The sequence below is a fragment of the Pseudonocardia sp. 73-21 genome (genome assembly GCF_001899645.1).
GTDB lineage: Bacteria > Actinomycetota > Actinomycetes > Mycobacteriales > Pseudonocardiaceae > Pseudonocardia.
On the sequence record NZ_MKVV01000027.1, the window covers coordinates 22,049 to 35,057 of the forward strand.

At 74.0% G+C, this 13,009-nt stretch carries 16 protein-coding genes; 10 read left to right on the forward strand and 6 right to left on the reverse strand.

Annotation, left to right across the window (positions count from 1 at the left end; all coding sequences use genetic code 11):
- Positions 1–116: 116 nt before the first annotated feature.
- The gene (locus tag BGP03_RS06475; protein WP_298796635.1) at positions 117–1,394 is read right to left on the reverse strand and encodes a DUF3141 domain-containing protein; all 1,278 of its coding nucleotides are present in this window, start codon (positions 1,392–1,394) and stop codon (positions 117–119) included.
- A 313-nt stretch (positions 1,395–1,707) separates the two neighbouring features.
- Here BGP03_RS06475 and BGP03_RS06480 point away from each other — a divergent pair, with 313 nt between their 5' ends.
- Genes BGP03_RS06480 through BGP03_RS06490 form a run of 3 tightly spaced genes read left to right on the forward strand, consistent with a single transcriptional unit; the run spans position 1,708 to position 4,249 of the window.
- Positions 1,708–3,417 (forward strand): alpha/beta fold hydrolase, encoded by a 1,710-nt coding sequence (locus tag BGP03_RS06480; RefSeq protein WP_298796634.1) that lies wholly within the window; start codon positions 1,708–1,710, stop codon positions 3,415–3,417.
- A gap of 17 nt (positions 3,418–3,434) precedes the next feature.
- Positions 3,435–3,848: a helix-turn-helix transcriptional regulator gene (locus tag BGP03_RS06485; protein ID WP_296375603.1), complete on the forward strand. Its 414-nt coding sequence runs from the start codon at positions 3,435–3,437 to the stop codon at positions 3,846–3,848.
- Between the two features lie 32 nt (positions 3,849–3,880).
- Positions 3,881–4,249, forward strand: a complete 369-nt coding sequence (locus BGP03_RS06490) for a hypothetical protein (RefSeq protein ID WP_296375601.1) — start codon at positions 3,881–3,883, stop codon at positions 4,247–4,249.
- Between the two features lie 125 nt (positions 4,250–4,374).
- Here the strand turns inward: BGP03_RS06490 and dtd are convergent, their stop codons facing one another.
- From dtd to BGP03_RS06505, 3 genes are read right to left on the reverse strand one after another with little or no spacing between them, the layout of a single operon-like run.
- Complete coding sequence (dtd, locus tag BGP03_RS06495; protein ID WP_298796631.1) at positions 4,375–4,797, reverse strand: D-aminoacyl-tRNA deacylase; 423 nt, start codon at positions 4,795–4,797, stop codon at positions 4,375–4,377.
- Between the two features lie 34 nt (positions 4,798–4,831).
- Complete coding sequence (locus BGP03_RS06500; protein WP_298796629.1) at positions 4,832–6,337, reverse strand: methyltransferase; 1,506 nt, start codon at positions 6,335–6,337, stop codon at positions 4,832–4,834.
- A gap of 32 nt (positions 6,338–6,369) precedes the next feature.
- Entirely contained in the window at positions 6,370–6,789 is a 420-nt protein-coding gene (locus BGP03_RS06505; protein ID WP_298796628.1) for a sigma factor, read from the reverse strand.
- Between the two features lie 128 nt (positions 6,790–6,917).
- On the opposite strand from BGP03_RS06505, the gene BGP03_RS06510 reads away from it, so the two are divergent.
- The 7 genes from BGP03_RS06510 to BGP03_RS06540 all read left to right on the forward strand — a co-directional run bounded on the left by BGP03_RS06510 (position 6,918) and on the right by BGP03_RS06540 (position 10,990).
- Positions 6,918–7,529, forward strand: coding sequence for an HhH-GPD-type base excision DNA repair protein (locus tag BGP03_RS06510; protein WP_298796626.1), 612 nt, complete (start codon positions 6,918–6,920; stop codon positions 7,527–7,529).
- Positions 7,530–7,547: 18 nt separating this feature from the next.
- A complete protein-coding gene (locus tag BGP03_RS06515) occupies positions 7,548–7,949 on the forward strand; it encodes a metalloregulator ArsR/SmtB family transcription factor (protein ID WP_296372699.1) in 402 nt (133 codons plus the stop codon).
- A gap of 74 nt (positions 7,950–8,023) precedes the next feature.
- Positions 8,024–8,698, forward strand: a complete 675-nt coding sequence (locus BGP03_RS06520) for an energy-coupling factor ABC transporter permease (protein WP_298796624.1) — start codon at positions 8,024–8,026, stop codon at positions 8,696–8,698.
- Position 8,699: 1 nt separating this feature from the next.
- Positions 8,700–8,987, forward strand: a complete 288-nt coding sequence (locus BGP03_RS06525) for an energy-coupling factor ABC transporter substrate-binding protein (protein WP_298796621.1) — start codon at positions 8,700–8,702, stop codon at positions 8,985–8,987.
- Positions 8,987–9,721, forward strand: a complete 735-nt coding sequence (gene cbiQ, locus BGP03_RS06530; protein WP_298796619.1) for a cobalt ECF transporter T component CbiQ — start codon at positions 8,987–8,989, stop codon at positions 9,719–9,721. The genes BGP03_RS06525 and cbiQ overlap by 1 nt, the downstream gene beginning before the upstream one ends.
- The gene (locus tag BGP03_RS06535) at positions 9,718–10,548 is read left to right on the forward strand and encodes an ATP-binding cassette domain-containing protein (RefSeq protein ID WP_296372689.1); all 831 of its coding nucleotides are present in this window, start codon (positions 9,718–9,720) and stop codon (positions 10,546–10,548) included. Before cbiQ ends, BGP03_RS06535 begins: the two co-directional genes overlap by 4 nt.
- 127 nt (positions 10,549–10,675) lie before the next feature.
- Positions 10,676–10,990 carry a DUF3099 domain-containing protein gene (locus BGP03_RS06540; protein WP_296372686.1) on the forward strand — a complete coding sequence of 105 codons (315 nt, stop codon included), beginning with the start codon at positions 10,676–10,678 and terminating at the stop codon, positions 10,988–10,990.
- Positions 10,991–11,041: 51 nt separating this feature from the next.
- On the opposite strand, the gene BGP03_RS06545 is transcribed toward BGP03_RS06540, so the two are convergent.
- Together BGP03_RS06545 and BGP03_RS06550 are read right to left on the reverse strand one after the other, a co-directional pair.
- Positions 11,042–11,917: a carbohydrate kinase family protein gene (locus BGP03_RS06545; protein WP_298796616.1), complete on the reverse strand. Its 876-nt coding sequence runs from the start codon at positions 11,915–11,917 to the stop codon at positions 11,042–11,044.
- A gap of 150 nt (positions 11,918–12,067) precedes the next feature.
- Complete coding sequence (locus BGP03_RS06550; RefSeq protein WP_296372722.1) at positions 12,068–13,000, reverse strand: pseudouridine-5'-phosphate glycosidase; 933 nt, start codon at positions 12,998–13,000, stop codon at positions 12,068–12,070.
- Positions 13,001–13,009: the final 9 nt, after the last annotated feature.

Below are 13,009 nucleotides of genomic sequence, written 5' to 3' on the forward strand. Positions count from 1 at the left end.
TAGGTCTCTGACACCCGCCGCCGGGGCTCTCACAGGGTTGAACGCCCGCGTTCCGCAGAACGTTCCCCGCCGCTGAATGCTGTCAGGACGGCTCTCAGCGACCCCTCAGCGACGCGCTACGGGGCGGGAACGCGCGGCGTTCCGGTCGGGTCGCCGACCACCGCGGCGGCGCCACGAGCGGGCCGGTGGGCGGACGTGACGTCCGGCACCGAGTGCTCGTAGACCGCCTCCAGCAGCGGCGGCCAGTCCTCGCGCAGCGCGTCGCGGCCCATGAACAGGCCCAGGTGCCCACCCTGTGCGGTGCGCATCGTGATCTGGTCGCGCGGGGTGCCGACGGCCTCGGCCGCGGCGAACAGCTGCGGGGGCGGGGTGATGTGGTCGGTGGACCCCGCGAGCAGGAACAGCGGGCAGGTGATGGCCGCGAGGTCGACCTTCCTGCCGTCGATCACGAGGTCACCGGAGATCAGCTCGTTGCGCTGGAACAGGTGCTCCACGAGCCACAGGTAGAACGCCCCCGGGATGTCCTGGGTGTGCTTGAACCAGTCCTCGAACATCCGGTAGCGCTCGACGTGCCCGGCGTCGTCGATGTTCTCCAGCAGCTGGAGCTGCCGCGAGATCTCCGACTCGGGCTGGATCGCGATGAAGTTGGTGAGCACGGCGGCACCGGGCATGTTGCCGCCGCCCAGCGCCACGAGCGCCTTGTACGGCGCCAGGCCCATCGCGCGCGTCATCACCCGCGTGGAGGAGGCGATCACCGACTCGCCCGCGTGGAAGTCGATCGGGGCGCCCGCGAGCGTGAGCGTGTTGACCCGGTGCGGGTGCAGGGCGGCGTAGATCGCGGCGAGCCAGCCGCCCTGGCAGTCGCCGACGACGTTGGCGCGCCCGCCCATCCGCCGGATCGAGCGGTCGATCACCTGCAGGTACTCGGTGATCGAGACGTCCCGGGTGGCGGTGGTGGCGGGCCGCCACTCCAGCGCGTAGACGCGTGTCAGACCGGCCGCGGCGATGACGTCGAGCTGGCTCTGGACGGGGGAGAAGTCCACGACGTGGCTGGAGTGCCCGGCCTGCGGCGGCAGCACCAGCGTGGGCACCACGTCGGCATCGGCGTCGGCGGCGCTGAAGTCGTGCAGGTGTGCGTACGGCGTGCTGAACACGAGTTCGTTGGCGCGGTGCCAGCGCGGCTTGCGGCGGTCGTTCATCGCGTTGACCCACATCAGGCCGCGCGTGGCCATCTCCACGGGCGTGGTGGCGCGGGTGAGCGCGTCCACCCAGGCGGTGCCGGCGGCCCGGGTGAGCTCGGCGGCGGTGCGCACGGCGGCGTTCGCGTTGTACGAGGTGAGGTACCCCAGCGACTCGAGGACGGTGGGTGCGGACTTCGTGCTCGGTGCGGTCACGGCCGGTCTCCCTCGGGGATGTGCCGCAACGTCGCGGCTACCGAACGGTAACCACCGCTTGACGAATCGAGCAAGCGCCAGCCCACTGCGTGGTATCGCACGCACCGCTCCGCCATCCGGTCACAATCCCTGTCCGCCCGTGGCCGGGCCGTGTACGACGGGGCGTGACGGGGCACTCACGTGACCTGTGACCTGCTCGGATGTCTACCCGTGGGTAGCTCGTCACCATCGGTACCCGACAGGAAACCCAGCCACAACGAGGAGGCGAGACGGTGTGACCCGTTCGAGTGGGCAGCTGAACCGAGACACGGCCTTGACGACCGCGGCGGAGGCCACCGCCGCGCTGCGCGACCTGCTGGATCCGCGGGGCTTCGCCGCGGCCGTCGATCCCGTGGGCTTCGCCGGCGCCCTGGGCGAGGCCGGCCGGGCGCTCGTGCGGCGTCCGCTACCGGTCGCGAAGGGGCTCCTCGGGCTCACCACGGGTTCCGCGCGTGCCGCGGGCACGGCGTTGCTGCGCGGCCTCGGTTCGCACGGCGCCGGACCGGCCGCCCTGCCCGAGAAGGACCGCCGCTACGCCGACCCCGCCTGGGACGGCAACCCCTACTACTTCCTGATGCGCCAGCAGCACGCGCTGTTCGCCGAGCAGCTGCGCACGGTGGCGGGCGGCCTGCAGCTCGGGCCGGTGGCCCGTCGCAAGATCGACTTCCTGGTCGAGCAGAGCATCGAGGCCGCGTCGCCCGTCAACTGGCCGTGGTCGAACCCGGCGATGCTGAAGAAGGCCCTGGAGACCGGCGGGCAGAGCCTGGTGCGCGGCGCACGCAACGCGCTGCGCGACCTCGCCACCAACCGCGGCATGCCGCGCCAGACCACGCCCGGCCAGTTCGAGCCCGGCCGCGACCTCGCCGCCACGCCCGGCACCGTCGTGTTCCGCAACCGGCTGATCGAGCTCATCCAGTACGCGCCGCAGACCGAGCAGGTCTACGAGGTCCCGCTGCTGCTCTCGCCGCCGTGGATCAACAAGTACTACATCATGGATCTCGCACCCGGGAAGAGCCTCGTGGAGTGGGCGGTGCAGCACGGCCACACCGTGTTCGTCATCTCCTACCGCAACCCCGACGAGACCCTGCGCGACCTCACGATGAGCGACTACCTGCGCGAAGGTCCCCTCGAAGCCCTCGGCGTGGTGCAGCAGGTCACCGGCGCGGAGAAGGTCAACGTGGCGGCGCTGTGTCTCGGCGGCACCCTGGCCACGGCCGCGGCGTCGTGGCTCGCGGCCCGGGGCGACGACCGGATCAACTCGCTCACGCTGATGAACACGCTGCTGGACTTCACCGAGCCGGGCATGCTCGGCGTGTTCACCGACGACGCCACCGTCGACCGCATGGAGCGCAGCATGAGCCGCCGCGGCTACCTGCCCGCGGAGAGCATGAAGACCACCTTCGACCTGCTGCGCGTCAACGACCTCGTGTGGAACTACGTGATCAACGACTGGCTGCTCGGCGAGGACCCGGCGGCCTTCGACATGCTCGCCTGGAACGCCGACTCCACGCGGATGCCCGCCGCCATGCAGACCGAGTACCTGCGCACCCTCTACCTGCAGAACCAGTTCGCCGAGGGCAAGCTGGAGCTCGCGGGGGAGCGCCTGGACCTCACCTCGGTGCGCCAGGACACCTACGTCGTCAGCGCGGAGGGCGACCACATCGCGCCGTGGAAGTCGGTCTACGCCGGCGCGGCGAAGCTCGGTGGCACCGTCCGGTTCGTGCTCTCCAACGCCGGGCACATCGCGGGTGTCGTCAACCCGCCGTCGGCGAAGTCGCGGCACTGGTACGGCGAGGCGGAGCACCTGCCCGCCGACCCGCAGGGCTGGCGCGACGACGCCGGCGAGCACAAGGCGAGCTGGTGGGAGGACTGGACGCCGTGGATCGGTGAGCGCGCGGGCGAGCAGCGCACCCCGCCGCCGATCGGCAGCGAGGTGTACCCGCCACTGCAGGATGCGCCCGGGAGCTACGTGCTGGGGGCCTGAGGCGCGATGATGGCCCCATGAGCGCCGCACGATCGTCCGACGACCGCGATCCCGCCGACGTCCCCGGCGGGTCGGGCTGGTCGGCCCAGATCAACGCGCTGGGTGGGTTCATCCGGGCGCAGCGGCAGCTCGCGAAGCTGTCGCTGCGCGAGATGGCGTCGATGACCAGCGTGTCCAACGCCTACCTCAGCCAGGTGGAGCGGGGCCTGCACCAGCCGTCGCTGAAGGTGCTGCACTCCATCGCGGACGCCCTGCAGCTGTCCACCGAGCAGCTGCTCAAGCAGGCGGGGTGGGCGTCCGCTTCGGCGGCCTCCGACGCGGAGCCCGTGAGCGGCACGGAGGAGGCGATCCGGGCGGATCCCCGGCTGTCGTCGGAGCAGCGCACGGCCCTGCTGGGGGTCTACCGGAGCTTCGTCGACGGGTCTGCTTGACATACTTAACGCTGGTGCGCACTATGGAATGCATGAGCACCCTCACCGACCAGTTCACCGAGTTCACCACCCGTACGCAGGACGCCGTCACCGGCGCCGTCCGCACCTGGGCCGACACCGTCACGTCCCTGACCGGCGGCCAGCCGAAGCTCCCGGGCGCCCACGTCGCCGCCGACCGGTACTTCGACCTCGCCCAGCAGATGCTCGACGGCCAGCGGGCCGTCGTCCGCACCGTCCTGGACGCCGGCGGCAAGGCGGCCGAGACCGTCGCCGAGCAGGCCGCCCGTACCGCCGAGACCGTCACCGGCCACGCCGTGAACGTCACCGAGACGGTCACCAGCAAGGCCGCCGGCGCCGCGAAGGCCGCGAGCCGCAGGGCCGCCGGCGCGACCGAGAGCTGACCGCAGGCCGGACCGAGGGGGCCGGGCCGGGCACGCCCCTGCAGGCGCGTGCCGTGATCGTCGGGAGTGGGCACCGGCGGCCGGATGCGGCCGCCGGTGCCCGGTCCCGGTGATCACGAGCCTTCTCAGGCCTCGACGAGCACCGTGAACGGGCCGTCGTTCACCGACTCGACGGCCATGTCGGCGCCGAACACCCCGGTGGCCACGGTGGCCCCGCGTTCCCGCAGCGCGGCCACCACCGTGTCCACCAGCGGCTCCGCCTGCGCTCCGCCGGCCGCCGCCGACCAGGACGGGCGTCGTCCCTTGCGGGTGTCGCCGTAGAGCGTGAACTGGCTGATCACCAGCAGTGGCGCGCCCGCCTCCGCGCAGGACCGCTCGCCGTCGAGGATCCGCAGCTCGTGCAGCTTGCGCGCCATCACTCCCACGGCGTCGGCCGTGTCGTCGCGGTGGACGCCGAGCAGCACCAGCAGACCCGGCCCGATCTCGCCGACCACCTCGCCACCCACGGTCACCGACGCGCGGGTGACCCGGGCCGCCACCGCTCTCATGCCGCCTCCGCGGGAGGGCCTGCGTCGGCGCGCCTCACGAGGACGGCAACAGCAGCCCGTGCCGCACGAGCTCGCGCACCGCGGGCAGGGTGGCGGCCACCAGCTCGTCGGCGGGGCGGTCGTGGGCGAAGGCGAGCAGCTCCACCAGGTCGCGCAGGGGCAACGCCCCCGAGCAGCCGGCGAGCAGGGCCGCGGCGGGCTCGTCCACCTCGTGGCGCCAGCGCGGGCCGTCCGTCCGGGCCACCGCGGCGCCGGCCTCGGCCCACCCCTCGGCGCCCGGCTCGGCCCGGTGATCGGCCCAGCGCTCCAGCACCACCGACGGCGCGACGGTCAGCCGGGCGTCGAGCAGCGCGTCGTCGCCCGCGTGGGCGCGCAGCCAGTCGACGCGGTCGAGCCAGCCCTCCACCTCGGGGCCGAGCGGGTCGTCGACGGCGCCGGGCAGGTCCTCGAACACGACCGTTCCGGGGCCGTCCGTGCGCCCCTCGTCCGGCCTGCGGAGCGTGATCATCCCGAACCCGATCGCCTCCACCCGGGCGGCGTCCATCCAGTCCAGCCACGCACCGGCCTGGGCGCGGGCGGTGGGGGAGGCCAGGTCCAGCCCGGCGTCGCGCTGCCAGGTGCCGACGTGCAGGTCCGGGTCGGCCACCTCGCGCTGGATGATCCACGCGTCGACGCCGTCCGGCAGCCAGGAGCGCACCCGGTCGGGCCAGTCCTCGCCGCGGACGTGCAGCCACGACCCCAGCAGCTGTGCCACCCCGCCGGGCTCCAGGTACCCGGGCAGGTCCGCGATCAGCGCGGCCAGCGCGGCGTCACCGTCCTGGCCGGAGTCGCGGTAGACGTAGTCGACGCGGGCCGGCCCCGGCACGAACGGCGGGTTGGACACGATCTGGTCGAAGCGGCGCCCGGCGACGGGTTCCATCCACGGACCTTCGACGAGCTCGACGTCGAGGTCGTTCAGCGCGAACGTGGCCCGCGCCAGCGCCAGTGCGCGGGGTGCGAGGTCCGTGCCGGTCACCGCGCGGGCGTGCCGTGTGGCGTGCAGCGCCTGCACCCCGCAGCCGGTGCCCAGGTCCAGCAGTGACCCGACGGGGCGGCGCACGGTGGCCGCGGCCAGGGTGAGCGACGCCGCGCCGACGCCGGTGACGTGGTCGCGGTCCTGGCGGCGCAGGTCCAGGTCCGAGAGCACCCACCAGTCGCTGCCCGGCTCGTCCCCGGCGTCGACCCCGTAGGGGCGCAGGTCGAGCACGGCGCGCCAGCCGTCGCCGTCGCGGGCCAGCAGCCCGGCGGCCTCCAGCGCCGAGGGCGTCCCCAGCGCGGCCGTCACGGCGGCGTCGCCCTCCACCGCGCCGAGCAGCAGCAGCCGGACGAGCACACCCAGCTCCCCGCCGCCGGCGGCGGCGCGGAACGCGGGCTCGACCTCGCCCCGGCCCAGCGCGGCGTGGGCGCCCGGGCCGAGCAGGTCGCGCACGCCGTCGGTGGTGTAGCCGGCCGTCGTCAGGGCGGTGCGGAGGGCGTCGGCGGTGGAGGGGGAGAGCAGCACGGAGCGAGTCTCCCCGATCACGCCGCCCGCCCTCACAGCACCGTGCCCCGCAGCAGGCTGATCCGCGAGTGCCCGGGATTGCCGTCCCACTTCTCCGCCGAGATGTGGTGTGTCAGGTCGTCGAAGAACGCCAGCCGCTCGGTGTCGCGGGTGCGGGCGGTGAGCCGGTCGGCGATCTGGTGGCGGGTGATGCCCATCAACCAGCCCCCGACCGGCCCGCGCCGGGGATCGGGCGTGGCCCGGCCGCGCCACGCCCGCACGAACACCTGCTGCGTGACGTCCTCGGCGTCGTGGTGCTCGCGCAGGCGGCGCAGCGCGAAACCGTGCACGACGGCCGCGTGCCGGTCGTAGAGCTCGCGCAGCGCGGCCGGGTCCCCGGCGAGGAAGCGTTCGACGACCGGGTCGGCCGCAGCCCGGGTCGGGAACGGTCGCGCGTAGCGGCGCTCGCTCACCCCATGATCACCCGATCGGCTCGCTGGTGTCGTCGGACGCCGCCGCGCGACGTCCACGTCAGCCAACCGCACCCGCGCCGGGGTCGCGAGACGATCAGGGTGGGCCGTCGGTTCGCGGTCCCTCCTGGATGCACCCGCCGCGCAGTAGGCTCTCCGCCGTGCCACTGAGCCTGAGCCAGGACGCCGAGTCCGACGCGCTGCTGGACCGCGACCCCCTCGCGCTGCTGATCGGGATGCTGCTCGACCAGCAGATCCCGATGGAGCACGCCTTCTGGTCGCCCGCGGAGCTCGCCCGGCGGCTGGGCCGCGACGCCCTCGACGCCCGCGAGATCGCCGGGTACGACCCCGAGGCGTTCATCGCGATCTTCGCGACGCCGCGGGCGCTGCACCGCTACCCGAAGTCGATGGGCGGCCGAGTCCAGGTGCTGTGCCAGGCGATCGTCGACTCCTACGACGGTGACGTCACGCTGATCTGGCGCGACGTCACCGACGGCAAGGAGCTGTACGCGCGGCTGCTCGCCCTGCCCGGGTTCGGCGCGCAGAAGGCGCAGATCTTCACCGCGCTGCTCGGCAAGCAGCGCGGGATCACGCCCGACGGGTGGCGCGAGGCCGCGGGCGGCTACGGCGAGGACGGCGTGTTCAAGTCGGTCGCCGACGTCGTCTCGCCCGCCACGCTGGGCAAGGTGCGCGAGTACAAGCAGGCGCAGAAGGCGGCGAAGAAGGCGGCCGCATCGGGGTGACGGTCTAGCATCGCCGGTGTGCACCAGGTTCCCGAGACCCGTCGCGATGTGCGCGTCATCGATCCCGACCAGGTGTGCGACGCCACCGCCGTGCTCGCCGACACCGGGCAGGTGCAGCACGCCGCCACGGTGCTCGACGCGCTGGGCGACGTCCACCGCCTGAGCATCCTGCTCGCGCTGCACCACGCCGGCGACCTCTGCGTCTCCGACCTCGCGTTCGCCGTCAAGATGAGCGACAGCGCGGTGTCGCACGCCCTGCGACTGCTGCGCGCCCACGGCATGGTCACCGCCCACCGCGAGGGCCGGCTGGTGCGCTACCGCGTCACCGGGGGGCTCACCGAGCGGCTGCTCGACGTCGTGTCCGAGGGCGTCGTCGGGGAGGTCGTCCTGCACGTCCACGACGCGACAACACATGAGTGAATGTTCAGCCTTGCAAGTGGCGTGAACGGCACATAGGGTCCCGAACCGGACAGTCGACGATCCGGGGAGCCCGCATGCACATCGCCGAGGGGTATCTGCCGCCCCTGCACGCCGTCGCGTGGACCGTGGTCGCCGCCCCGTTCGTGGTGCACGGGGCCCGTGCCGTGGTCCGCCAGGTCCGCGACGAGCCCGAGACGAAGCTGCTGCTCGGCGCGGCCGGGGCGTTCAGCTTCGTGCTGTCGGCGCTGAAGATCCCGTCGGTCACGGGGTCGAGCTCGCACCCCACCGGCACGGGGCTCGGGGCGGTGCTGTTCCGGCCCCCGGTGATGGCGCTGCTCGGTACGATCGTGCTGATGTTCCAGGCGCTGCTGCTGGCCCACGGCGGCATCACGACGCTCGGGGCCAACGCGTTCTCGATGGCGATCGTCGGGCCCTGGATGGCCTATGGGGTCTACCGGCTCGTGAAGCGCCTCGGTGGTGGCCTCACCCCCGCGGTGTTCCTCGCCGCGTCGCTCGCGGACCTCGCCACCTACTGCATGACGTCCGTGCAGCTCGCGCTCGCGTACCCGGACCCCGCGTCGGGCGTGCTCGGGTCGGTCGTGAAGTTCGGGTCGATCTTCGCGATCACCCAGATCCCCCTGGCGGTCAGCGAGGGGCTGCTCACCGTCCTGATCGTCCGGCTGCTCGTGAAGGTCAGCCCGGCCGAGCTCATCCGGCTGGGTGTCCTGCGTCGACCCGTGGAGGCCTGAGGTGTCCCGTTCCACACTGATCAACTGGCTGATCGTGCTGGCCGTGGTCGCCCTCGCCGCCGTGCCGCTGTTCCTGGGCAGCGCCACCGGCTTCGGCGGCGCCGACGGGATCGCGGCCGCGCAGATCGAGGCGGCGAACCCCGGGTTCGAGCCCTGGTTCACGCCGTTCTTCGAGCCGTCGCCGGAGACGGCGTCGGGGCTGTTCGCGCTGCAGGCCGCGATCGGCGCCGGGTTCCTGGGCTACTTCTTCGGGGTCGCGCGCACCCGTCGTCGCCTGAACCGGGACTGATGCACTCCCTCGACGCGCTCGCCTACACCAACCCCTGGCGGCGCCGGCACCCCGCGGAGAAGGCGGCGCTCGCGCTCGGCCTGCTCTCGTGCGCGGTCGTACTGCCGCCGTGGCCGGGTGCTCTGCTCGTCGGGGGCGTGGCGCTGGTCGTGCTGCTCGGGCCCGTGGCCCTGCGTCCGGCGCAGGTGTGGCGGGCCGTCCGCGCGCCGCTGGTGTTCATCGCGGTCGGGTCGGTTCCGCTGCTGGTGGCTGTCGGCGGAGCCGTGCTCGTCCGGTTCGAGCCGGCCGGCGCCGGGCCGGCCCTCGCGCTGGCCGGCCGGGCGTTCGCCGCCCTGCTGGGCCTGGTGCTGTTCGCGGCCACCACCCCGCTCGCCGACACGCTGCCCCGCCTGGAGCGGCTCGGGGTGCCCGCGGCCGTCACGGAGATCGCCTCCTTGATCTACCGGCTGCTGTTCCTGCTGCTCGACACGATCGCAGGAGTCCGGGAGGCCCAGGCAGGGCGGCTCGGGTTCCGCACCTGGCGCACCACCTACCGCTCGGTCGCCGGGCAGTCCGGTGCGGTGTTCGTCGGGTCGTTCGACCGGGCACGCCGCCTCGAGCAGGGGCTCGCGCTGCGCGGCTACACCGGCTCGCTGCGGGTGCAGGTGGAGGCGCGTCCGGTGTCGTGGCGGTTCCTGGCGGTGACGGCGGTGGTGCTGGCGGGCGTCGTCACGGCCGCGATGGTGCTCGGATGACCCCCGTGCTCGCCGCGTCCGGGCTGGCGTTCTCCTACGAGCCCGGCCGGCCCGTCCTCACCGGGGCCGACCTGGAGCTGCACGCCGGGCGGCGCGTCGCGGTGCTGGGGCCCAACGGCGGCGGCAAGACCACCCTGTTCCGGCTGCTCGTGGGCACCCTGGAGCCGTCCGCCGGGCAGGTGCTGCTCGACGGGGCACCCGTCCGCCGCACGCGTCGGGGGCTCACCACGCTGCGCCAGCAGGTGCAGCTCGTCCTCCAGGACCCCGACGACCAGCTCTTCGCCGCCGGCGTCGCGCAGGACGTCTCGTTCGGGCCGGTGAACATGGGGCTGCCCGCCGACGAGGTCGCCCGCCGCGTCGACGGGGCGCTCGTCGCCCTGGGCATCGCCGACCTCGCCGACCGCCCCACCCACCTGCTGTCGTTCGGGCAGAAGAAGCGCACGGCCATCGCCGGTGCGGTCGCGATGCGGCCGCGGCTGCTGGTGCTCGACGAGCCCACCGCGGGGCTGGACCCGGCCGGTGTGGAGGAGCTGCTCGTCACGCTGGCGCAGCTGCACGCGGCCGGGACGACCCCGGTGCTCTCCACCCACGACGTCGATCTCGCCCACCGCTGGGCCGACGACGTCGCCGTCGTGGCCTCCGGCGTGGTGCGCACCGGACCCGCCGACGCGGTGCTCGCCGACGCCGACCTGCTGCGTTCCGCCCGGCTCGGCCCGGCCTGGGCTCCGGCGGTGCACCGCCTGCTGGCCCGGGTCGGGTGGCCGACCCGTCCCCGCACCGCCGCGGAGCTGCACGAGGTGCTCGCCGAGGTTCTTTCCGAACGGTGACGCGCCCCGGGCCCGGCAGGCGGTCCCGGAGGGTGGATGGCACGATGAAACACGGCGGGGGACCCGATGTCGTGGGTCGTCCAACACCCGCCGCGACGGCGCCCCCGGGCGCCAGCGAGGAGTGACGGTGAGCGACGCTCAGCGTTCGGTGGATCCCGTTCTGATCACGGATGCACCGATGTCCTACGAGCAGGAACTGGCTGCCCGCAAGCACCGCTACAAGATCATGATGGGCATGCGGGTCCCGCTCATGATCCTGGCGGCGATCTTCTACACGATCCCGTGGTTGGCCGTGACCCTGCTGATCATCTCGATCCCGCTGCCGTGGATGGCGGTGCTGATCGCCAACGACCGGCTGCCGCGCAAGCGCGAGGACGTCAACAAGTACCAGGGCGAGGCGAGGCAGCTCGAGGCCCGGGAGCACCCGGTCATCGAGGGCTGACCGGTACCACACCCGCGAGTCGGCGCTTTTCCGCGCGCGAGTCGGCGGTATTCAGCGCGCGAGTCGGCGATTTTCGGTGGGCGCCGGCGGCCGCGCCCCCGACCGTCCGACGGCACGGGCCGCCGCGGCGCACCCGGACCGCAGGGCGGCCTCCGGCCCGGCCCCGTCGAGCCAGGCCACCAGCAGACCGGCGTCGAACGCGTCCCCGGCGCCTGTGGCGTCCACGACGTCGACGGCAGTGGTGCCCGTCGACCAGGTCCCGCGTCTGTCGTGCCAGGTGGCCCCGTCGCCCGCGCACGTGGCGGCCACCGCAGTGACGTCGCGGAGCAGGGTGTCGGCCCCGCCCAGCGCCGTCAGCTCGTCGGCGTTGGGGAGCAGGAGATCCGCCCCGCGGACCCACTCCCGGAACGCGCGCGTCAGGGCGGGCGCGGCCTGCGGGTCCACCGACGTGCTGATCCCGGCCGCACGGGCGGCCTCCAGCGCCGCGAGCCCGGCCGCGCGCGACGAGGGATCGAGCAGGACGTAACCCGAGAGGTGCAGGTGGTCGGCGTCGAGGTCCGGGACGTCGGTGGGCCGGAGGTGCGCCGCGGCGCCGCGGTCCGAGAGCAGCGTGCGGTCGCCGTCGCCGAGCAGGGCCACGACGGTGCAGGTCGGGTGGTGCGGGTCGACGGCCAGCACCGGAAGCACGCCGGCCGTGCGGAGCTCGTCGGCCGCCGCGCGCCCGGCCGGATCGTCGCCGACGCGCCCCACCAGAGTCACGTCCGCGCCGAGGTGGGCGAGCCACGCCGCGGTGTTCGCGCCCGCCCCGCCGGCGGTCGTCCGGATGCGGGCGGGGACGTCGGCGCCGGGCACGGCGGGTCGTGACGGTTCCACCAGCACGTCGACGGCCACGTCACCCACCACGACGATCCTGGGTGCGCTGCTCACGTCGCCGCCGCGGGAGGGCGGTGGACAGCGCCCCGTCCGGACCTGGCCGTCGACTCATTCACCGAAGACCGCCGACTCGCGGGCCCGGAACCGCCGACTCGCGCGCCGGAAACCGCCGACTCGCGCACGGAAAAGCGCCGACTCGCGGGGTCATGGGGCGACCAGGGCCACCGCGACCTGCGCCGCCAGACCCGCGTTGGCCAGCACCAGCGCCAGGTTCGTCCGCAGGCTCGCACCTTCGCTGCCGGCGTGGAAGTGCTCCAGCAGCGCGGGGGTGACGTCCTTGCCGGTGACGCCGCGCTCGGTGAGCAGCGCGAGCCCCTCGGCAAGCAGCCGGTCGTGCAGGGCCGCGTCGAGCTCGTCGGCCTCCGGGACGGGCTGGGCCAGCACCGCCCCGGCCGCGGACCCGAGCGCGGTGTGGGCGCGCCACACGGCGGCGGCCTCGGCGGGGGAGTCGATCCGCCAGGGCACGGCGTGGCCGGAGTCGCGCCGGTAGAAGCCGGGGAAGGCGTCGGTGCCGTAGCCCAGCACCGGCACGGACTCGGTCTCCAGCACCTCCAGGGTGGCGGCGACGTCGAGGATCGACTTCACCCCCGAGCAGACGACGAACACTCCGGTGCCGGCGAGCGCGCCGAGGTCGGCCGAGACGTCCCAGGTGTCGCGGGCGCCGCGGTGCACGCCACCGAGCCCGCCGGTGGCGAACAGCGCCACCCCGGCGGCGTGGGCGAGGGTGGCGGTGGCGGCCACCGTGGTGGCGCCGTCGCGGCCGAGCCCGACGGCGACGCCGAGGTCGCGCGCGGAGAGCTTGACGAGGTCGCCGGAGCACACGCGGTCCAGCTCGGCGGCCGAGAGCCCGACGCGCGGCACCCCGTCCAGCACGGCGACGGTGGCGGGCACCGCGCCGTGGGCGCGGACGGCGGCCTCGATGTCGTCGGCGGCCGTGCGGTTGGCCGGGGCGGGCAGGCCGTGGGCGAGGATCGTGCTCTCCAGCGCGACGACGGCGCGTCCGGAGGCCAGGGTGTCGGCCACCTCGGGGGAGGTCCGGACGAGGGAGCGGGAGACGGGAGCTGACACGTGGGGCATCATGTACGA

Bases quoted from the DNA above. Each gene is read 5' to 3' on its own strand.
- BGP03_RS06485 (WP_296375603.1), top strand. From the start codon at position 3,435: ATGAGCGCCGCACGATCGTCCGACGACCGCGATCCCGCCGACGTCCCC.
- BGP03_RS06490 (WP_296375601.1), top strand. From the start codon at position 3,881: ATGAGCACCCTCACCGACCAGTTCACCGAGTTCACCACCCGTACGCAG.
- dtd (WP_298796631.1), bottom strand. From the start codon at position 4,797: ATGAGAGCGGTGGCGGCCCGGGTCACCCGCGCGTCGGTGACCGTGGGT.
- BGP03_RS06510 (WP_298796626.1), top strand. From the start codon at position 6,918: ATGCACCCGCCGCGCAGTAGGCTCTCCGCCGTGCCACTGAGCCTGAGC.
- BGP03_RS06520 (WP_298796624.1), top strand. From the start codon at position 8,024: ATGCACATCGCCGAGGGGTATCTGCCGCCCCTGCACGCCGTCGCGTGG.
- cbiQ (WP_298796619.1), top strand. From the start codon at position 8,987: ATGCACTCCCTCGACGCGCTCGCCTACACCAACCCCTGGCGGCGCCGG.
- BGP03_RS06535 (WP_296372689.1), top strand. From the start codon at position 9,718: ATGACCCCCGTGCTCGCCGCGTCCGGGCTGGCGTTCTCCTACGAGCCC.
- BGP03_RS06550 (WP_296372722.1), bottom strand. From the start codon at position 13,000: ATGCCCCACGTGTCAGCTCCCGTCTCCCGCTCCCTCGTCCGGACCTCC.